Here is an 18430-nt window from a genome sequence, read left to right as displayed (position 1 = left end):
CTAGGAACGATGTAGAATATGAGTTTAGAGCTCGACGCTTTATTGCAACCGATTACGGATGATTTACCTTGCGGTAGTGATTTTTCATTTTCCAATGATTTTCATGCAATTAAAAAAGCTAAAACACAAGATGACCCACTCTTGGATCAAGGCGACTGGATCGCAGAACCGAAACAAGCAGATTGGGGCTTTGTGCACCAAAAATCGTCAGATCTACTTCGCGAACAAACTAAAGATATTCGCTTATATGGTTGGTTGCTTGAAGCGTGGACCCACATTCATGGTTTTGAAGGGATTGCCAAAGGGATTGAACTTACACAAAAAAGTTTGCAAGACTTTTGGCTACAACTTCATCCTGAAATTGAAGATGATGACCTTGATCAACGTCTAGGTTTATTACAAGGGATAATTAATCAAATCCCAACATTAATTAAATCAGTTTCAATCGTTCATGGCGCGGCAGCTTATTCCCTATCCGACTATGATCGACTACTTCATGTTCAAAACCAAAGACGTAAATCCAACCATGAAGATGATGATCAAGAAGAGTCTTTTAATGGTATGGAACAGTTTGAACATGCCTTGTTCAATACGTCAAAATCAATTCAATACCAGTATTACCAACAGTTTTTAGATATTTTAAACCATTGGGAAAACTTAAAAACGACTCTTGATGATTTGATGGGTTTAGATGCGCCAAGCTTTGCTGGCATTGACTCTCAAATCGAAATGATTCACTTGAGCTTAAAAAAAATCTATAAAGCAGATGCTTTTATCAATTCATCGAGCGCTGAACAGGTTCAATCAAATTCTCCAATTGAAAGCCAGACACTTTCCACTGTAACTTCCGTGCAGAATGATATGCAAATAATACAACAACAGCATACACAGCAATTTAAACCTCAAGTGCAAAATCATCTTGAAAATCGTGAACAAGCCATGAAAGTCTTGCAAGATATTGCTGACTATTTTCAAGTGAATGAGCCGCATAGCCCTGTTAGTTATATGCTGCAAAAAACCATTAAATGGTCACAAATGCCACTGCATGAATGGTTAACCCATGTGATTAAGGATGAAAACCCTCTTGAAGCTGTACAAGAAATGTTAGGTGTTCAGCAACAAAGCAATGAATCGAATAGCGACTGGTAAAAACAATGTTTAAAGCAGAAAAAATTTTATGGGGCGAAGGATTATTTTTACGCCCACAACACTTTCAATTACAAGATGCTTATCATGAACAGCGTTTAAACCATACGGTTCGCGCAACGATACCGTTCGCTTATGGTATTCAAAGTTTAAATTTTGATGAATCACAACTCAGTACCAATACTTTGGCTTTGAATAAAGTTGAAATGATTTGGCAAGATGGCGAGATTTATCAAGCACCTGCACAAGACTTATTACCTGAGCCTGTACTACTTGATTCATTAAATTTACGCGGTGAAATGCAAATTTATTTAGCATTACCAATCGTTCAACCGAATAAACGAAACGTCAATTTTGAAGAAAATACCCAATCGAGTCGCTATCATTCACATTTGACTGAAACTCATGATTTGTTTACAGATGCAACGGCTGCTGAAATCACTTTATTACGCCGCCGTGCAGAGTTCAAAATCTTTGAATTAGGCCAAGAACCACAGCACAATCTTGATGGTTTTCTTTACATGCCTATAGGCCGAATTAAGCGCCAAAGTTCAGGTAATTTTGTTTTAGATTATCAATTTATCCCACCAATATTACATATTAGTTCGTGTGATTCACTGATTACCGGGCTTAAACGAACGCTCAATATTATCAAAGCTAAAATTAAAACCATTCAATCGAATAATCGTGAAAACGAACAAAAGTTAATTGAATTCCGTTCTGGTGATATCGTTTCATTTTGGTTGGTTAATGCGCTGAATACTGCGCATGCGACCTTAAATCATTTATTGCAATATCCACTGATTCATCCTGAACGTTTGTATTTTGAATTATTGCGTCTGACAGGTTCCTTACTCACCTTCTCTACAGCTTATGAAGTAGATCGGCTTCCACAGTATCAACATCATAATTTGCAAGAAAGTTTTGCTCAATTAGATGTGATTTTACGTGAGTTGCTCGATACGATTATTTCAAATCGATATATCAGTATTAACTTGAAAGAAACCCGTCAATCCTACTGGGTGGGCAGTCTTGAAAGTGACAAAATTACTCGCGATTCGCGCCTGTATTTAGCTGTTTCAAGTAGTGTGATGCCTACACATGACATTATTTCTTATGTACCGCTGCGCTTTAAAGTCGGCAATACTGTCGATGTTGAACAGCGTGTCATGGCGGCATTACCTGCTGTTCCATTGCAACATATGATGCAAGTGCCAACAGCAATTCCAGTTCGTTCAGGTGTGAGTTATTTTGAAGTTGAGCCAAATAATGATTTGTATCAGCGTATGCTTGATTCTGAATCGATCTGCGTTTACATACCAGCTGGCTTCCAAGATATCTCGATTGAACTTATTGCAGTGATGAATGGTTAAGGAGCAATCATGAATATTTCAAATAATGCCCCTTCACTTTTTGACGATGGTCAAATTGGATTAGGCTCTTCAAAACCAAGTGCTGAACCGAAAATCAACAGTTCAACCAATTTAGTTGATCTACTACATGATGGTTTTTACATCGTGTTCTTACTCAAAAATCAATATGTTCCATCCAGCCCTGAAAGTTTCAGGACAAAAATTATGGATCTATTAAACCGATTTGAAAGCCAAGCCCGTAAGCTTCAATTCAGCAATGAAGATATCACGGACGCAAAATATGCCTATTGCGCTTTATTAGATGAAACTATTGTCACCCAACAAGATGCACGTTTTTTTGATTTACAAAACAATTGGATGATGAATCCACTGCAATTAAGTCTTTTTGGTTCACAACTTGCGGGTTATCGCTTTTTTGAAAATTTAGAGCAAATTCGTTCTAAGAATAAAGATCGCTTAGCCGCACTTGAAGTTTATCATTACTGCATGCTCCTTGGTTTTCACGGTAAATACCGACTTGAATCGATTGAAATGCTCAATTCACTCGTTGCACGTGTTGGCGATGAAATTGATTATATGAAAGGTAAAAAGGCGTTTTCGCCTTTCGCTGCATTGCCGGATCAAATTAAAAACATTATTCACCGTGAATTACCATTTTTTTGGATCATTATCTTTTGGGCTTTGTTTGCTGTATTAGCATTTGGTGGACTGAGATATATGTTATCTAGCCAAAATAATCAGGCGTTATCACAATATCAAAACGTCATAACTGCCCCATCGGAACAGGCTTATATCACCATTCATTTACCATAAGACTTAGACACCATGGCAAACGAAAAATCGAATAACGTTAGAATTTTACAGTCGACTCAAAAAAATAATTTACCGCCTTTAGCTCATGCTGCTATCGGCTTTCTTGTTGGTGCAGCGGTGATTATTGTTGTTGGCCTGGGATATTTTTATCTAAGTTCTGACGATCAGCCTGCAAATGCAGAAATGACAACTTCTGCCCCAACTGAAGATAAAGCTGAAACTGAGGCATCCGCTGTACCCCGTCAAAACGAAAATGAGCAAGCTTCAGCTGAAAAAGCACCGCAAACCGTTCATGCAACTGAAGAAAAAGATCAGGATAGTGGTTTATATTCGAATGATTTAGCTACTGCTTTCAATCATGGCAATACGACTAAGGTAACTCAGCCTGTTCAAGCTGTAGCGAATAACCGTTCACCTTTTGAAATTACCCAACCACAGCGTCCCGTTGTAGCTGCTACAACAACAGTTAAACAACATATTCCAGCTACATTAGCAAAACCAAAAGCTGCACCAACAACAGCCAAGGTGACCAAGCCTACAGAGCCATCTACAAAAGCAGCAAAAGAAGATGAGCACTTTGAAGAGCCGATGGGCGGAACGCAAATTTCTGAAACAAAACGTCCGAAAGTGGTTGCTGCAACAAACACGGCGAATGCGACTGTGAGCGCTACAGTTTCCCCATGATCATCTTTTTGGTTAGTTGTTTCTTTGTCTTAGCACTGGTGACAGTGCTTTGTTTTTCTTATGAACTCAGAATTAAAGTTCAGGATTTTTTCTTTCAAATCATTCCACAAAGTAAAAAAAGAATTCAGCACGCCAAAAATTTTGCTTATGAACTGAACTATGCAGCAGCACCACAACAGATTCAATCACACTGGCATTTACAACAATGGTGGATTTTATTTGCAGGCTTTTTACTGTTTGCCAGTATTTTATTATTTGCTTTTACTCGCCCGATTACTGCAAGTAAAGTAGAAGCTGATTATTTACGTAAAGTCGATCCACAAATTTACGCCATGCTCGATGGACAAGTTTTAGATGCGCCTCCTGAAGTCGAAGAATATCTTGTTCAAGAAGCAATCGCTGAAGAAGCGGCAATGATTGAGCAGCCATCTGTTATGGCTTCAAGCTTTAACCCAGAAGTTCAAGATATCCATACGCATTCATACTCTACAGATGTGCCTTCAGCAGATCGTAAATGGCATAAAATGAACCCACGTTATAAGCAGCGTTTATTGATGGTGTTCAAAATCATGCGTGAACAACATGGTTATGAAATGGTTTTGCTTGAAGGTTATCGTAGTCCAGAGCGTCAAAATAATTTAGCCACCAATAAAAATACCACTCGTGCGCGTGGTTTCCAAAGTTATCATCAGTTTGGTTTAGCAGCCGATGTCGCCTTTAAACGCAATGGCAAAGTGGTCATTACTGAGCGAGATCCTTGGGCTATGCGTGGTTATCAACTTTATGGTCAAGCCGCTGAGTCTGTCGGTTTAACATGGGGTGGACGCTGGAAATCTATTCAAGATTATGGTCATACAGAATATCGTATGCCAGGCCTGAAAAAAACTGCAGAGATGGCGGCATTACTCACCTCTGAAGGTCAGCTTCAAGCCAATAACATTTCGATTGAGTAGTATTTCGATGTTGTGCCTGCAAAATATAATTGAAGGCACACCGTATTAATCTAAATAATTTTGTATTTGCTCTATAACTTCAGTTGTTTTTTCTGCATGTAACCAATGGCCTGCACCTTCTATTTCTACAATTTTCGCATGTGGAAATTGGTGTTCTATCGCATTGATATGTTCTGCTTTTGAAATATAAGGTGACTGTCCACCTTTGAGGAACAATACAGGCTGTTGCCAAATATTTCCGATATTTTCCCAACCAATAATTTGGTCATACTGTTTATACAACGCATCTACATTAAACAACCATTGTCCTTTACTAAACGACTTGAGTAGAAACTGTATCACCATATCTGAATGAATATACTCACGCATAATTTCAACCGCTTGTTGTCTAGATTGAATTTGTGCATTTTGTACAGCAATCAAAGCTGTAAAAATTTCATCATGATGACGTTCTTGATATGCAAAGGGCGCGATATCCAATACAACAAGTTGCACTACCCGCTCTGAGATTAAAGCCAATTGCATTGCGACCTTTCCTCCCATGGAATGGCCAATCACTGAAAACTTATCGATGCCAATTACATCTAATGTCTCAAGTACATCGTTTGCCATTTCACGATAATTCATTTCTGTACTTTGATGTGATTTACCATGATTTCGTAAATCGAGCTGAATCACTGAATGTGAATTTTGAAAAGCTCTAGCAAGCATCCCTAAGTTGCTCAGGCTGCCAAATAAACCGTGAATAAAGACTAGTGGATGCGTTTCGCCTTCTAATTTTTGATGATATTCGTAATTTAGGATCATTTCTGAATACTATGTTAAATTGGCATTATGATGCCTAGTTGATGGAATGAAATCAAATGACCGTTAAAATTTATTAATCACACTTAGGCTATTTTATGTAACAACTATTTAATTTGCTTAGGCTATTTAATAAAATGAAATAGCGAGCTACATTCAACCTAAAGGATTTTTGTCTTTAATTTGCAGATTTAAAGTGATTAAAAGGAATTTTTAAATAGCGAATACCATTCCCTTCTGGTTTTGGAAATTTACCTGCATCCATATTGATTTGTATTGCAGGTAAAATCAGTTTTGGCATAGCCAAATTTGCATCACGCTGAGTTCGCATTGTGACAAAATCTTCTTTTTTCGTACCAACGTGAATATGAATATTCTGCTCCTTTTGTGCATGTACACTGCTTTCACAGCAGTATTCTGACCGATTTTCTGGTAAATAGTCATGGCATAAAAACAAGCGCATTTCAGGTGCTAACTGATAAATCTTTTGTACTGAATCGAATAATACTGCTGCACTGCCCTTGGGAAAATCACAGCGTGCTGTGCCATAATCAGGCATAAATAAGGTATCACCGACAAACACAGCATCATCACCAACCACATAGCTCAGACAAGCAGGTGTATGTCCAGGCGTTGGAATGTTATACGCATTTAACTCGCCGATTTTAAATGCTTCATGATCTGCAAATAAATAATCAAAAGACTGATGTGAATTAAAATATTTCACATCAAAATTATAAATGGCGCTGAATGTTTCCTGCACAATCTTGATGTTATGGCTCATCGCAATTTTGCCACCAAGAACCTGTTTTAAATATTGTGATGCCGTTAAGTGATCTGCGTGCACATGCGTTTCTAAAATCCATTCTACGCTTAGGCTATTTTCTTGAATATAGCGAACAATCAAATCTGCATGCTTCGTTTGAGTAGTTGCAGAAGCAGCATCATAATCCAATACACTGTCTATAATCGCACATCGTTTTGTTTGTAGATCAGATACCACATAACTGAATGTATTGGTATTTTCATCAAAAAAAGGTTGTACCTGTGCACGGTTTGACATTAATTTGCTCCCGCAAATTTTCGATGTAGATAGACGCCTGCAAACATCGCCACAACAAAATAAATTGCTTGATAGTAGCCAAGTCCAATCAAAGTAAAGGCTGGCGCTGGACAGATTCCTGCAATTCCCCAACCTATTCCAAAGATAACACTCCCCATGATGAGTTTTGCATCAATTTGATTATTACTCGGTAATTCAATCGCCGTCCCATCAAAGGTTGTCGGTTTTGATTGACGAACGGCCATTTGAAATGGAATAAATGCAACTGCAATGGCTCCCATCATCACAAAAGCTAAACTCGCATCCCACTGCCCTGTTATATCAAGGAAACTTAAGACCTTTTCTGGATTAGACATGCCAGAAATCATTAAACCTAATGAGAAAATTCCACCAAAAATAAAAGCCAATATATTTTTCATCATTAAGCTCCGATTACATGTCTCATTACATAAACTGTGATAATCCCTGCCAACATAAAACTAGCAGTTGCAACGAATGAACGCTTAGAAAGACGACTAATACCGCAAATGCCATGTCCGCTTGTACAACCTGAACCTAATCGCGTTCCGAATCCAACCAATACCCCGGCAATGATCATCATCCATGGGCTTGCATCCAGTTCAATTGTCACAGAGGTCATTTTCCCGTAGATAAAAGGCACAATAAAAAGTCCCGCTAAAAACCATATCGCAGGTGTTTTTAAAATCGTTTGAGGATTCAACATTTGCGCAATTAAACCACTGATACCGGCGATTCGACCATGTACGTATAGGTAGCCAACTGCGGCCAGGCCCAATAAGGTCCCACCGAGAAAAGCGGTTAGAAAGGGATGCATATTCATCAGCCTTAAAACATTATATGTTTTTATAATATGTTATTTTGAAAAAGATGCAAGCGCTCCAGTCTAAATATTCGTTCTGACTTGCCTTTTCCTGATTGAAAAATTTAACGCTTCAAGAGTGTTTGATTAGTTTTATTTAGAATTAATTTATAAACTTGAAAAATCACGAAATATTTCCTCGGAGATTTTTCAATAAAGGCTGTTTATTATGAAGTTAATTGAAATAATAGATAATTTATAGATCAATACTGATATCGCTGAGTGCATCGCTCACCCATGTTAAAGCATCTGAACCCAATTCTATAATATTCGAACCAATTTCAGCTAAGTCAGTCAAATCTAGAGAAGATAAAGGATCAGATGATGTATTATTTTTTTGCTGTTCTTGTTCAGCTTGCTGCTCAATGGCTTGATCAAGATGAGTTTGATCTAATGGAGATGAGTTTGAATGTTGTTGTAATTCATAGTCATTATTCTGCATAAGTTCAGCCTGTTATGTTGTTTTCTATTACGTTCAGTTGATATTAATTTGGTTCAAACTCTTTAAGCACCTTATCTACAAACCACCAAGGTAAACGCTGAATACCTGAATTCATCTTTAAAATTTCAGCTTGTTCAATTTCCGCAATGAAAGAAGCATGCTGTCCATCGGCAGAGTTATCAAATAAATAACTACGATCCGTTGCTTCTACCGCCTGCATTAACAAATCCATACTTCGATAATAACGTTCGCGAATTTTTTGTTCTGGAACACCATGTCCACCCGTTTTCACTCGGTACTGAACACGTGAAATATTGATAACAGGATCAATAGTGGAAACATAATACAGATAGGTTCGAAAGCCTTTTCTTTTTGCTTCGCGTAGAAATTCTACTTTGGAAATATGGGACATCACCGTTTCAAAGGTAAAACTAATTTTTAGTTCTAAAAACTGCAAACGGATGTAATCGATAATTCTTGCACAAAGATATGAATCAATCTGATCTGGATGAAATTCAATTTTCCACGGATCTAATATCTGAGGTTTTCGTGCTAATAGCGGAATAAATTCTCCATCAGCGGGACGCTTTTTCGTATATAGAAAGTCAATTAGTGCTTCGGATTTTAAAGCGGGATGGTAATCCAACAAATTGAGCCGGTGTGAATGTTTCAGTTGAGCTTCGAGTTCATCCGCATTTAAATATGCCCCAATATGATGGGGCAATAAATATTCTTTAACTGTGCTTTTACCTGAACCATTTGGACCCGCGAACATTCTAATGCGAGGTTGTGGAGGCATGTATTAAACAATTTCCTCTATTTTCTTTTTTCGTTTTAAAATTTTTGGTAGATCATCCACTTGCACAAAGTCGGCTGATACATCTTTTATTTGTACTTCTTGACCATTTTGCAGACGTTGAACCAGTTGTAGACCTTTTACATAAACCACAGTGGATGACGCACTTGCTTGTTCAAAAGCATGGCGAAATGCATGGATAGCAAGGCTCGGGATCATATCGTCCTCATATTGGCTTGCTTTCATTACTGAAGTATAAGCTGTCATGTAACAACTCCTCAAACATCAAAAATAATGTGTTCAATCATCTTATCATACTCGCAATATTTGTCTATTTATCCATCACTCATACTGAAAGGAAATCGATAAAAATTCAAAGTGCTTAAATCATTTGATTATCTTACTCGAAAAGAATGTCGTATATGAGTCAATGTGTGTGGATAGTAAATCAAGAATTATGTAAAAGTTACCTACATTAGATTTATCACCCAATTAAGCATTTAATTTTTCACAAAAAAAATAGCCACTTATTCAGTGGCCAAAAGAGAACGACATTAACAAGTTGATGTATTAGTACTGATCTATGCAACAGGACCAGGGATGTTTGTTGCATATAAATCGTTCTAACCTGATTATAATAATGTGATGGACTTATCATTTTAAGCATATTTTATATCATTTTCTGACAATCTACATTTTCAACTTCTAAGATTATTAGAAACTGCACCTATAGTGAATTATGCTGTAATAATTTTGAAATATTAGACCATTTCGAATTATGAAAAATAGAACAAAATGAAAGAAAGTTAGACGAGAGCCCAAAAGTTTTAGAAGAGAAATTTAAACCTAAATTATTTTGTAGGACTCGAACAAAATGCACTTTCGTTTAAGCCAGATGACTGCATACTCTGTTGCTGTTGTTGTAAATAGTGCTGTGAAGCCACTCGCATTAGATTGGCCATTTCAAGAGCTGAGTTTTGCTGAGAAATTTCTAAAATCTGTCGATATGCATTCAATCTTAAACAAAACGCTTGAGTTTGCTGCTGACCCGTTGCAGTAGATGCAGGGTCATCTAAAATGGCTTTGGTTGAATTAATTTGCTCAGTATATGCTTGTATCTGAGCATTATATTCAGCTTGAGTCAGTTGTGGAGTAACGGCTTCTTTCACATTTGCATGTATTACAGAAGAAGTAAACACAGAGAAAATAAAGACATAAAGTTTATACATCAATGGAGAATGCATAAATTAAGCCTCATCACCTTCTTTCCAGACATCTTCATAATCATCAGCATCGATCATAAAACGATAACCTACATCCAAAGCTAAATACGGTAGCACTTCAGGCACGACATCTTGCAGTTTACGCACAGTCATTGTTTCAAAGTTATCTGCGCCTTCAAGCTCCCCGCCATAAATATACCAACTGACATTTTCATCACCTTCTGCAGGCTTACGAATACCGACTATTGGATCTTTATTTAAGGTATGGACAGCCACAGCAATTACATCATCGCCCTGCACTTCTACATATGCAGAACCCACTTCTTCACATAAAAGTTTTTGTTCTGCAATCAGTTCTGCCAAAGGTGATGAATTTTGCGTATGTTTTGCCATGTTTGTTCTCAGGCCATATAGGTTTCGGGCATTCTACCGTGAATTACACTTATATAGATAAATTTTTTCCGTGCGAAAGCATTCGTGCCTTGTTTTATCAATTCATTTATAACAAAAGACTCAATGCTGTAGATTCCATGTAAAGGTATAAACAGGAATAAAGGAAACTTAATTTAAGACATATACCGCTCAAACACAGAAATAGACGAAAAAAAATAGAATCAACATTCAAACAGCAAGCTTCTTTACCACCACAGATTTAACTTTTGCCAATGCCTGTGCAAATTTGGACAAATACCCGATTTTCCAAACTTACATGATTTATGAAAGAAATCGTCAATGCCTTGCACGTTTCATAGATTCAAAACACTGACTAGAAAATACACAGGATGGTTAATACGCTTATATATAGGTCTATAAAGTATGACTTAGCTAGGCAATAAATGTTCATCATATCTAAAGCTGCCTACTTATAAGGAAATGCTCCCACAGAATATTTAATTCGCTAAGGCAAACAAAATATCTAGCTTGAGCCCTATCATCTATGAAAAAAATTTCATTGGCCTAGAAATATGCTTTATAAACCATAGAAAAAGTAACTATCTTTTAATTTTTATATACTTAGCACACAAACCTGATTTATTCTTTCAAATAACTCGATTGAAAACTGAGAACAATTTAGATTCCTTTACGCGTGAAATAAGTTAAACCTTAGAATTTTTAATACGCTGAATAAATACTATCTTTACGACTATGCATGCGTAGGCAGTTCAACTGACGATCTATAAGACAAATGTACAAGCCATCTCACCTTTCAAATCATTTATACTGGTTATTGCTACACGAATGCACCACGATAAAGCAAGTTTACACAAAAGATATCAACAGTTTTAGCCAATTGGGTTTAAAATGATGTCCTACAATATAATGATAAAAATGTAATTTTTTAACATTGCCAATTCTCTGCAAAGTTCGCATTATATAGCCCATTCTCGGCACATGCTTTTCACGTCAATTCAAAGAAATTATAAAAAAAATGTGGAATTTTATGCCATAATGAGCAAACTTTGCAGGTATCTTGCAAAGTAAATTTGCAACTTTTTATTGGAGCAGGCTGAATGAGCTCGACCATTTTGGTCATTCATGGACCGAATCTCAACTTACTAGGAAAACGTGAACCCGAAGTTTACGGCTATCTGACACTTGAAGATATCAACCAAAAACTGATTTCACAGGCTCAAAACGCTTCCATTTCTCTCGACACTTTCCAAAGTAATTGGGAAGGCGCTGTCGTCGACCGAATTCATCAAGCGCAACAAGAAGGCGTTCAATTCATCATTATTAATCCAGCAGCCCTAACACATACTTCGGTTGCTGTGCGTGATGCCCTTCTTGGTGTAGCCATTCCGTTTATCGAAGTACATCTATCAAATGTCCACGCTCGCGAAGCATTTAGACATCACTCCTATCTATCTGATAAAGCCGTTGGCGTTATTTGTGGTTTAGGTGCAAAAGGTTATGCCGCAGCACTAGACTTCGCCATCGAAAAAATTCAACCAACTTCTCAATCTTAATTAGGAATACTGTTCATGGATATCCGTAAAATCAAGAAACTCATCGATTTGATGATTGAATCTGACTTACAGGCGATTGAAGTTAAAGAAGGCGATCAATCGATTGCTCTAACTCGTCGCAATCCAGTAGTTGCTGCCGCTGCGCCTGCTATGGCTGCTCCTGCCGCTGCGCCTGCTGCACCTCGTTCACCACGTGGTGCTGTTGAGCCGTCTCCTATGGTTGGTGTGTTCTATGCTGCGCCAAATCCAGGTGAAGCACCATTTGTGAAAGTTGGTCAAACTGTATCTGCTGGTGAAACACTCGGTATCATCGAAGCAATGAAAATCATGAACCCAATTGAAGCAACTCAAAGCGGTGTAATTGAAGAAATTTTGGTTAAAAATGGCGAAGTGATCCAATTCGGTCAACCATTATTCCGCTATCGCGCTTAAGACCACGGGGAATCACAATGTTGCAAAAAGTTTTAATTGCAAACCGTGGTGAGATTGCGCTCCGCATCACCCGCGCTTGCAAAACTTTAGGAATTAAAACCGTAGGGATTTATTCCGATGCCGACAAAGACCTAATGCACTTACGCTTCTGTGACGAAGCAGTGTGTATTGGACCAGGTGCCAGCAGCGAAAGTTATCTCAATATCCCTGCCATTATTACAGCGGCTGAAATCACCGGTGCAGATGCCATCCATCCAGGTTATGGTTTCTTATCTGAAAACGCTGAGTTTGCAGAAATTGTAGAAAACTCAGGTTTTATCTTTATCGGTCCGCGTCCTGAACACATTCGCTTAATGGGGAACAAAGTTTCTGCCATTATTGCGATGAAAAAAGCTGGCGTACCAACAGTTCCGGGTTGTGACCATGCTGTAACGATTCACAATGCATTGGCAGAAGCCAAAGAAATTGGCTTCCCATTGATTGTAAAAGCTGCCTCAGGTGGTGGTGGTCGTGGTATGCGTATCGTTGAACGTGTAGACACGCTACTCGAATCTGTACAAGCCGCTCAACGTGATGCGGAAATGTGGTTTGGTGACGACACCGTTTATATGGAACGTTTCCTTCAAAAGCCACGCCATGTCGAAGTGCAAGTTCTTGCAGATGGTAATGGCCATGCAATTCACCTTTATGATCGTGACTGTTCATTGCAACGTCGCCATCAAAAAGTGCTTGAAGAAGCGCCTGCACCGGGTTTACCTGAAGAAGCACGTGCGCATATTCTTGAAGCATGTGTAAATGCTTGTAAATTGATGCAATACCGTGGTGCTGGTACATTTGAGTTCTTATTTGAAGAAGGTGAATTCTTCTTTATTGAAATGAATACTCGTGTACAAGTAGAACATCCTGTTACTGAGCAAGTAACTGGTGTGGATATTATCGAGCAACAATTACGCATTGCTGCTGGCTTAGGTTTGGATCTTCAACAAGAAGATATTCAACTTAAAGGTCATGCGATTGAATGTCGTATTAATGCAGAAGATCCATCTACATTTATGCCTTCACCGGGTAAAATCGACCATTTTTATGCACCGGGTGGCGCAGGTATCCGATTAGATTCTCATATCTATCAAGGATATAGCATCCCACCATACTATGATTCAATGATCGCAAAACTCATTGCGCATGGTAAAGATCGTGAAACCTCTATTGCGCGCATGAAACAAGCTCTGGAAGAGATTATCTTAACTGGCGTGAAAACCAATATTCCGCTACATAAAGATTTGATTCTTCAAGATAAAAATTTCTGCGAACAAGCAATGGATATTCACTATCTTGAAAAGCATCTATTAAAGAAAGTCGAAGGACATGAAGATAAATAAATCTTCAGCGTCAAAAAAACCACTCAAATGAGTGGTTTTTTTATTTTCATAAGAAAGATCTATAGTCATACTTAAGGTAAAACTCGACGCAATGTCGCAAAACACTGTTGACCCTGATCATTGGCACAGAAATTAATAACAGATGGACTTTTCCACTTTACAAAGTACTGTGAAATTTCGCCGGTTTGATCTTGAATATTGCCCGAACAATCCATCTGATTATTGTCATATTTCACTTGTAAAATCAGTGCTGGAATTTGCACATTCGGATCTTGCGCAGGTTGATAGTCATATACCCCAGATGACCACTCTTCACCGCTTTTGATCACAACATCATTATTGCTCTTAAAATTATAATATTCAACGCACTTTTTATTGGTCGGAATTTCCATACCCCATAAGCCGACCAATTCAGAACGTGTTGTCACCCTAAAGCTATTCACCGCTTCAACTTGATTTTTAGCCTCTGAATTTTGAGTTGTATTCTTATTATCTGCCGCCATCACCAACGATGAACTCAACATGAGTAAAACTGTAAGATATGCTATTTTCATACATTTAATCAGTCATATAAATCATGCTCTTAAAGTAACACATTTTTTTACAAATCCGCGGTTTATCACATTTTCATAACAATCATTTTTCCTATTTATCCAAAAAATCAATCTCGGTTAACGAAACTACAAATCAGCTAAATGCCAAACAAATCACACTATTTACAATAAAATAATATAAAATCTTTTTTATCGTTTAATATACGAAAAAAACGAATTCTCCCATATTTAACCTAGGCTTACATAAGCTAATGAAACTGCATTCGAATAGTCTTGCTACGCTTAATGCAAGCCACAGCATGGCTTTTGTCATAGTCGCTGCAGTTATTCTTTGCTGCTGCTTAATCGGTATTTTCACCCGCCCATTAAGCTATTTAGCGATTTTTTGGCCTGCCAATGCAGTGCTATTAGCATTATTCTTAAGGTTCCCTAAACTGAGTAATCTGGGAGGATGGTTAGGTGCATTTACCGGTTATATGCTCGCAGATTTAGTGACGGGCAATTATTTCCAACTCACTTTATTTCTCACTTTTTCAAATTTAACCAACAGCATGGTATCGTTATTTTTTATGCGATATTTTCAGGTGAACTATCAAAACTATAATAAAGGTTTCACCTTTCTGACCATGATTGTCATCATCGCCTGTGGTGGATGCCTTGCAGGTGCTCTTTTTGCTATTTTCACTGTGCCTTATATCCCCAACACGTTTATGTCGACCGATCGATTGTCGATTGATTTTGGTATGTGGTGGATTACCGAAATATTAAATGCTCTCATTGTTTTACCGCTTATTCTGTCATTTCCTAAACTGGCCGATCTTAAACTGTATTGCAAAGACCGACGCAATCAAAGCTTTCAAATCAACAAGATATTTCCAGCTATTGCGGTTATCTTCTGCGTATTTTTAACGACAGTGACTACTGGTCCGGGCGCAATTCTCTACCCTTTAGCGGCTCTGATTTGGGCAGCTTTAACCTATCGATTATTTACCCTATCTCTGATTAATGCCGTAGTCATTTTAGCGACCTATTACAATTTAAATGCCTTCTATTTACATGATTCATCACTCACCTACTTGTCTACAGCCATTTCTGTACGCATTGGCCTTGCCATGCTGATAATCGCTCCATTAATTCTTTGTATTATTAGCCGCAATCGGCACGAACTGTATAAAGAAGTTTTATACCTTGCAAATCATGATAGTTTAACGCATGCGATGAATCGTCGATATTTTTTCGAGCAAGGTGAGCTTTACCTACAAAACCAAATTCAGCTTAACTTTTCCATTATCATGATGGATATTGATCATTTTAAAAAATTAAATGATCAATATGGGCATTATGTCGGTGACCAAGTTTTACAAGAATTTTCGAGCGTTGTGCGTAAGAATTTACGTGAAACTGATTTATTTGCACGTATTGGTGGTGAAGAGTTTAGTGTATTACTCACGAACATTGCAGCAGCTGAAGCTCAAGGTATTGCTGAGCGTATCCGAAAAGTCGTTGAAACTACGCCTATTTTCATTGATAAAAAAAATACGATTTATATTACGGTGAGTATAGGTCTGATTCATCAGTCTTTGCCCAATGCTCCAAGTTTGCAAAGTATGATAAATCAAGCCGATCAGGCCTTATATCAAGCCAAAGAGCTCGGCCGTAATCAGGTGATTTTAGTTCATTGAGATTTATCAAAATACTGAATTGTTTTAAGCTTGCTTTTGGATCGTTTTAGGCAAGCCCACGACCAAAAACATGGCAGGTATAACCACCAGTCCTGCGATCATAAAAATAACGGGTCCCGAAAGCATGTCCCAATATCGGCCTGCTAAAATACTGCCACTCGCAACACCTAAGCCCCACATGGTACTGTATAGCGCTTGACCACGCCCTTGTTGACTCGCAGTAAAATTTTGAAAAATGATCCGCATCGCGATTAAGTGGAATAATCCAAAACTAAAGGCATGAATCGTTTGCGCTGCAAATTGAGTGATAAACACCTTCGGATATAAACCTACAATCAACCATCGCATCCCTGTTAGCCCCAGACAAATGAGCACTAAATTGCGCCAAGAATATCGATTAAAAAAGACATTGGCATAGGCAAACATAATGATTTCTGCAATGACTCCTACAGACCATAAAAAACCGATTTGGCTCGTCGAAAAATCAGCCTGCTTAAGGTAATTGCTATAAAAACTATAAAACGGCGCATGCGAAAAAAGTAGAAAAAATTCAATGATAAAAAAACTAGCTACAACTGGTCGTTTTAAGATAGGCCAAAGTGGTTCAAGTTTTTTCTGTGAAGATGGTGCAGTAGCGGGCTCTTTAATCGTAAATGACCAAATAAATGCGAGAAATGCAATGCATAACAACATGATAGGCAGCATTGAAACAGGTATTATTTCTAGCAAAGCCCCTATTCCAAATACACCAACAATGAAACCAACTGATCCCCATTTTCTGACTTTTCCATAAAGTTCTGCACGACGCTCAGCCAACCAAAATAAAGTTACCCCTTCAAACTGAGCTAAAATGGCATTTTGAAAGAAACTGAATACCAACATGAGTAATGCAACAGACTGAAAACTGTTTGGAATTATAAAAATCAGAAACCAAATACAGGCTTCCATCCATGTTGCGATTCGAACTAAAAGCATGCGCTTTCCGGATTTATCTGCAATCCACCCCCAAATAAATGGCGCAAAAAAACGTGTCACAATTGCAATCGAAGATAAAACACCTATTTCTTGATAATTAAACCCTTGATCCTCTAAATACAAACTCCAATACGGCATGAATGTACCCACTATTGAATAATAGAAAAAGTAGAATCCACCTAGTTTTGTTTGGATTGGAATTGATTGCATTTGGTTGTATTCACTTGTATTTTCAAACACTTAAAAATTTTAATGGTTGTATAAGGTTGCAGTCATTTGGCTGTATTTGTAGCTCAACAGTCTACAAATGAGTCTACAAATTGCAAAAAAATATTTTTTTTGATTTTTTGTAGACTGCTTTAAAAACTCATTAATTTTCACTATATTATCACTGTTTTTCGCACAAAAGAAAAACCGCCCGAAGGCGGTCTATTTTTTCACTTGAGCAATCTATATCTTGCATGCGGTAGAGTTTGTAGCTCAAACATGTGGTCGTAATCATAATGTGGCATTTTGAATCCGCATTTTTTACTCACGTCTGATATAGCACTGCTCATAGAGAACATATTGTCGTTAAGCATGGTCACCAGTAATGGATTGAGTTTGGCCAATGCTGGGCTATGTGTATTCCACCACGCTTGAAAGAATCGAGCATGCACGCAGAGCATTTCTAGGGATTGTTTTTCATCTATATAGATACTGCCTTTTGACTTAATTTCTAGAGTTTCTAGGTAATTCACTGAATCTTGGAAATGAATGGCCAACAGATCGCTATAGCGTGAGATGCGGAAGTGTTTGTTGTGACGTGACCACATTTCTGCATGGAGTTTACGTTCGCCTTGAGCACGTCGGTCTACGATCTCTTTGAGTTCAGCTTGCTGCTCTGCGTTTATTTTTACTCGAGTATCGATTTTCTGCTGCAGGACTTCTTTTTCCAGTACGTCGAGTACCCATTTGCGGAATTCTTTGGCGACTGGTGTACGGGCAAACATAGCAATTAGATGACAACCACGTAGAGAAAAGATACGAGTCTTTATTGTTAAATTCGAGGTGCTCAAATTGGCCACCTCGGAAGATTCAATAATTTTAGTCATTTTTAGCGTAAACTCATCTGCATAACGATTAAAGATCTTAGTAACAGATCTAGTGTCCGCATATCCTAAAGCTGTCGCCAATTCTTTTGATGTTAAATATGTTTGACCATCTTGTACCATCGGTGAAAAATTTACTTCGTTAAAACTTAATGTTAAACTGCCCATAGTTC

At 37.9% G+C, this 18430-nt stretch carries 21 protein-coding genes; 9 read left to right on the top strand and 12 right to left on the bottom strand.

Translation table 11 applies throughout. From position 1 onward, the window contains the following. Positions 1–18: 18 nt before the first annotated feature. From tssA to FTV04_RS10675, 5 genes are read left to right on the top strand one after another with little or no spacing between them, the layout of a single operon-like run. Positions 19–1149: a type VI secretion system protein TssA gene (gene tssA / locus FTV04_RS10695; RefSeq protein WP_180027198.1), complete on the top strand. Its 1131-nt coding sequence runs from the start codon at positions 19–21 to the stop codon at positions 1147–1149. Between the two features lie 5 nt (positions 1150–1154). Then, positions 1155–2519 (top strand): type VI secretion system baseplate subunit TssK, encoded by a 1365-nt coding sequence (gene tssK, locus FTV04_RS10690; protein ID WP_180089499.1) that lies wholly within the window; start codon positions 1155–1157, stop codon positions 2517–2519. 9 nt (positions 2520–2528) lie between these two features. Next, complete coding sequence (gene icmH, locus FTV04_RS10685; RefSeq protein ID WP_111885479.1) at positions 2529–3332, top strand: type IVB secretion system protein IcmH/DotU; 804 nt, start codon at positions 2529–2531, stop codon at positions 3330–3332. Positions 3333–3344: 12 nt separating this feature from the next. Next, complete coding sequence (locus FTV04_RS10680) at positions 3345–4016, top strand: hypothetical protein (RefSeq protein ID WP_180059879.1); 672 nt, start codon at positions 3345–3347, stop codon at positions 4014–4016. Further along, the gene (locus FTV04_RS10675; protein WP_180008112.1) at positions 4013–4969 is read left to right on the top strand and encodes a M15 family metallopeptidase; all 957 of its coding nucleotides are present in this window, start codon (positions 4013–4015) and stop codon (positions 4967–4969) included. The genes FTV04_RS10680 and FTV04_RS10675 overlap by 4 nt, the downstream gene beginning before the upstream one ends. A 45-nt stretch (positions 4970–5014) precedes the next feature. Here the strand turns inward: FTV04_RS10675 and FTV04_RS10670 are convergent, their stop codons facing one another. The 9 genes from FTV04_RS10670 to FTV04_RS10630 form a co-directional block, all read right to left on the bottom strand. Continuing rightward, entirely contained in the window at positions 5015–5776 is a 762-nt protein-coding gene (locus FTV04_RS10670; RefSeq protein WP_180089497.1) for an alpha/beta fold hydrolase, read from the bottom strand. 175 nt (positions 5777–5951) lie between these two features. Next, a complete protein-coding gene (locus tag FTV04_RS10665) occupies positions 5952–6836 on the bottom strand; it encodes an MBL fold metallo-hydrolase (protein WP_180089495.1) in 885 nt (294 codons plus the stop codon). Continuing rightward, a complete protein-coding gene (locus FTV04_RS10660; protein ID WP_180008166.1) occupies positions 6836–7255 on the bottom strand; it encodes a DUF6691 family protein in 420 nt (139 codons plus the stop codon). The genes FTV04_RS10665 and FTV04_RS10660 overlap by 1 nt, the downstream gene beginning before the upstream one ends. A 2-nt stretch (positions 7256–7257) precedes the next feature. Further along, positions 7258–7671 (bottom strand): YeeE/YedE family protein, encoded by a 414-nt coding sequence (locus tag FTV04_RS10655; protein WP_180005525.1) that lies wholly within the window; start codon positions 7669–7671, stop codon positions 7258–7260. Between the two features lie 241 nt (positions 7672–7912). Then, positions 7913–8158: a hypothetical protein gene (locus tag FTV04_RS10650; protein ID WP_168379491.1), complete on the bottom strand. Its 246-nt coding sequence runs from the start codon at positions 8156–8158 to the stop codon at positions 7913–7915. 43 nt (positions 8159–8201) lie between these two features. Continuing rightward, the gene (locus FTV04_RS10645; RefSeq protein ID WP_252725865.1) at positions 8202–8957 is read right to left on the bottom strand and encodes a zeta toxin; all 756 of its coding nucleotides are present in this window, start codon (positions 8955–8957) and stop codon (positions 8202–8204) included. Between the two features lie 3 nt (positions 8958–8960). Continuing rightward, positions 8961–9221, bottom strand: coding sequence for a hypothetical protein (locus tag FTV04_RS10640; RefSeq protein ID WP_168379492.1), 261 nt, complete (start codon positions 9219–9221; stop codon positions 8961–8963). 584 nt (positions 9222–9805) lie between these two features. Continuing rightward, positions 9806–10198 carry a hypothetical protein gene (locus tag FTV04_RS10635; protein ID WP_257221029.1) on the bottom strand — a complete coding sequence of 131 codons (393 nt, stop codon included), beginning with the start codon at positions 10196–10198 and terminating at the stop codon, positions 9806–9808. A 3-nt stretch (positions 10199–10201) separates the two neighbouring features. Then, positions 10202–10570, bottom strand: coding sequence for a hypothetical protein (locus tag FTV04_RS10630; RefSeq protein ID WP_078190788.1), 369 nt, complete (start codon positions 10568–10570; stop codon positions 10202–10204). Between the two features lie 1118 nt (positions 10571–11688). Between FTV04_RS10630 and aroQ the strand changes: the two genes are divergently transcribed. Genes aroQ through accC form a run of 3 tightly spaced genes read left to right on the top strand, consistent with a single transcriptional unit; the run spans position 11689 to position 13955 of the window. After that, positions 11689–12144, top strand: a complete 456-nt coding sequence (gene aroQ / locus FTV04_RS10625) for a type II 3-dehydroquinate dehydratase (RefSeq protein ID WP_078190789.1) — start codon at positions 11689–11691, stop codon at positions 12142–12144. A 15-nt stretch (positions 12145–12159) separates the two neighbouring features. Beyond that, positions 12160–12576, top strand: a complete 417-nt coding sequence (gene accB / locus FTV04_RS10620; RefSeq protein ID WP_078190790.1) for an acetyl-CoA carboxylase biotin carboxyl carrier protein — start codon at positions 12160–12162, stop codon at positions 12574–12576. A gap of 17 nt (positions 12577–12593) precedes the next feature. After that, complete coding sequence (gene accC, locus FTV04_RS10615; protein ID WP_111885487.1) at positions 12594–13955, top strand: acetyl-CoA carboxylase biotin carboxylase subunit; 1362 nt, start codon at positions 12594–12596, stop codon at positions 13953–13955. Between the two features lie 71 nt (positions 13956–14026). On the opposite strand, the gene FTV04_RS10610 is transcribed toward accC, so the two are convergent. Beyond that, positions 14027–14509, bottom strand: a complete 483-nt coding sequence (locus FTV04_RS10610; protein WP_180064171.1) for a hypothetical protein — start codon at positions 14507–14509, stop codon at positions 14027–14029. Positions 14510–14808: 299 nt separating this feature from the next. Here FTV04_RS10610 and FTV04_RS10605 point away from each other — a divergent pair, with 299 nt between their 5' ends. Then, on the top strand, positions 14809–16191 hold the full coding sequence (locus tag FTV04_RS10605; RefSeq protein ID WP_257221027.1) for a sensor domain-containing diguanylate cyclase: 1383 nt from the start codon (positions 14809–14811) through the stop codon (positions 16189–16191). A gap of 24 nt (positions 16192–16215) precedes the next feature. Here the strand turns inward: FTV04_RS10605 and FTV04_RS10600 are convergent, their stop codons facing one another. Both FTV04_RS10600 and FTV04_RS10595 read right to left on the bottom strand, forming a co-directional pair. Beyond that, positions 16216–17376, bottom strand: a complete 1161-nt coding sequence (locus FTV04_RS10600) for an MFS transporter (protein ID WP_180089491.1) — start codon at positions 17374–17376, stop codon at positions 16216–16218. Positions 17377–17603: 227 nt separating this feature from the next. After that, positions 17604–18425 carry a Bro-N domain-containing protein gene (locus FTV04_RS10595; protein ID WP_180089489.1) on the bottom strand — a complete coding sequence of 274 codons (822 nt, stop codon included), beginning with the start codon at positions 18423–18425 and terminating at the stop codon, positions 17604–17606. Between the last annotated feature and the right edge of the window lie 5 nt (positions 18426–18430).

It is taken from the genome of Acinetobacter sp. YH12219, assembly GCF_013417875.1.
Taxonomy (GTDB): domain Bacteria; phylum Pseudomonadota; class Gammaproteobacteria; order Pseudomonadales; family Moraxellaceae; genus Acinetobacter; species Acinetobacter amyesii.
Note: the sequence above shows the minus strand (reverse complement) of the source record. Positions and strands in the feature narration are given on the sequence as shown.

Coding starts and splice junctions, on each gene's coding strand:
- tssA (WP_180027198.1), top strand. CDS start 19: ATGAGTTTAGAGCTCGACGCTTTATTGCAACCGATTACGGATGATTTA.
- tssK (WP_180089499.1), top strand. CDS start 1,155: ATGTTTAAAGCAGAAAAAATTTTATGGGGCGAAGGATTATTTTTACGC.
- icmH (WP_111885479.1), top strand. CDS start 2,529: ATGAATATTTCAAATAATGCCCCTTCACTTTTTGACGATGGTCAAATT.
- FTV04_RS10680 (WP_180059879.1), top strand. CDS start 3,345: ATGGCAAACGAAAAATCGAATAACGTTAGAATTTTACAGTCGACTCAA.
- FTV04_RS10675 (WP_180008112.1), top strand. CDS start 4,013: ATGATCATCTTTTTGGTTAGTTGTTTCTTTGTCTTAGCACTGGTGACA.
- FTV04_RS10670 (WP_180089497.1), bottom strand. CDS start 5,776: ATGATCCTAAATTACGAATATCATCAAAAATTAGAAGGCGAAACGCAT.
- FTV04_RS10665 (WP_180089495.1), bottom strand. CDS start 6,836: ATGTCAAACCGTGCACAGGTACAACCTTTTTTTGATGAAAATACCAAT.
- FTV04_RS10660 (WP_180008166.1), bottom strand. CDS start 7,255: ATGAAAAATATATTGGCTTTTATTTTTGGTGGAATTTTCTCATTAGGT.
- FTV04_RS10655 (WP_180005525.1), bottom strand. CDS start 7,671: ATGCATCCCTTTCTAACCGCTTTTCTCGGTGGGACCTTATTGGGCCTG.
- FTV04_RS10650 (WP_168379491.1), bottom strand. CDS start 8,158: ATGCAGAATAATGACTATGAATTACAACAACATTCAAACTCATCTCCA.
- FTV04_RS10645 (WP_252725865.1), bottom strand. CDS start 8,957: ATGCCTCCACAACCTCGCATTAGAATGTTCGCGGGTCCAAATGGTTCA.
- FTV04_RS10640 (WP_168379492.1), bottom strand. CDS start 9,221: ATGACAGCTTATACTTCAGTAATGAAAGCAAGCCAATATGAGGACGAT.
- FTV04_RS10635 (WP_257221029.1), bottom strand. CDS start 10,198: ATGCATTCTCCATTGATGTATAAACTTTATGTCTTTATTTTCTCTGTG.
- FTV04_RS10630 (WP_078190788.1), bottom strand. CDS start 10,570: ATGGCAAAACATACGCAAAATTCATCACCTTTGGCAGAACTGATTGCA.
- aroQ (WP_078190789.1), top strand. CDS start 11,689: ATGAGCTCGACCATTTTGGTCATTCATGGACCGAATCTCAACTTACTA.
- accB (WP_078190790.1), top strand. CDS start 12,160: ATGGATATCCGTAAAATCAAGAAACTCATCGATTTGATGATTGAATCT.
- accC (WP_111885487.1), top strand. CDS start 12,594: ATGTTGCAAAAAGTTTTAATTGCAAACCGTGGTGAGATTGCGCTCCGC.
- FTV04_RS10610 (WP_180064171.1), bottom strand. CDS start 14,509: ATGAAAATAGCATATCTTACAGTTTTACTCATGTTGAGTTCATCGTTG.
- FTV04_RS10605 (WP_257221027.1), top strand. CDS start 14,809: ATGGCTTTTGTCATAGTCGCTGCAGTTATTCTTTGCTGCTGCTTAATC.
- FTV04_RS10600 (WP_180089491.1), bottom strand. CDS start 17,376: ATGCAATCAATTCCAATCCAAACAAAACTAGGTGGATTCTACTTTTTC.
- FTV04_RS10595 (WP_180089489.1), bottom strand. CDS start 18,425: ATGGGCAGTTTAACATTAAGTTTTAACGAAGTAAATTTTTCACCGATG.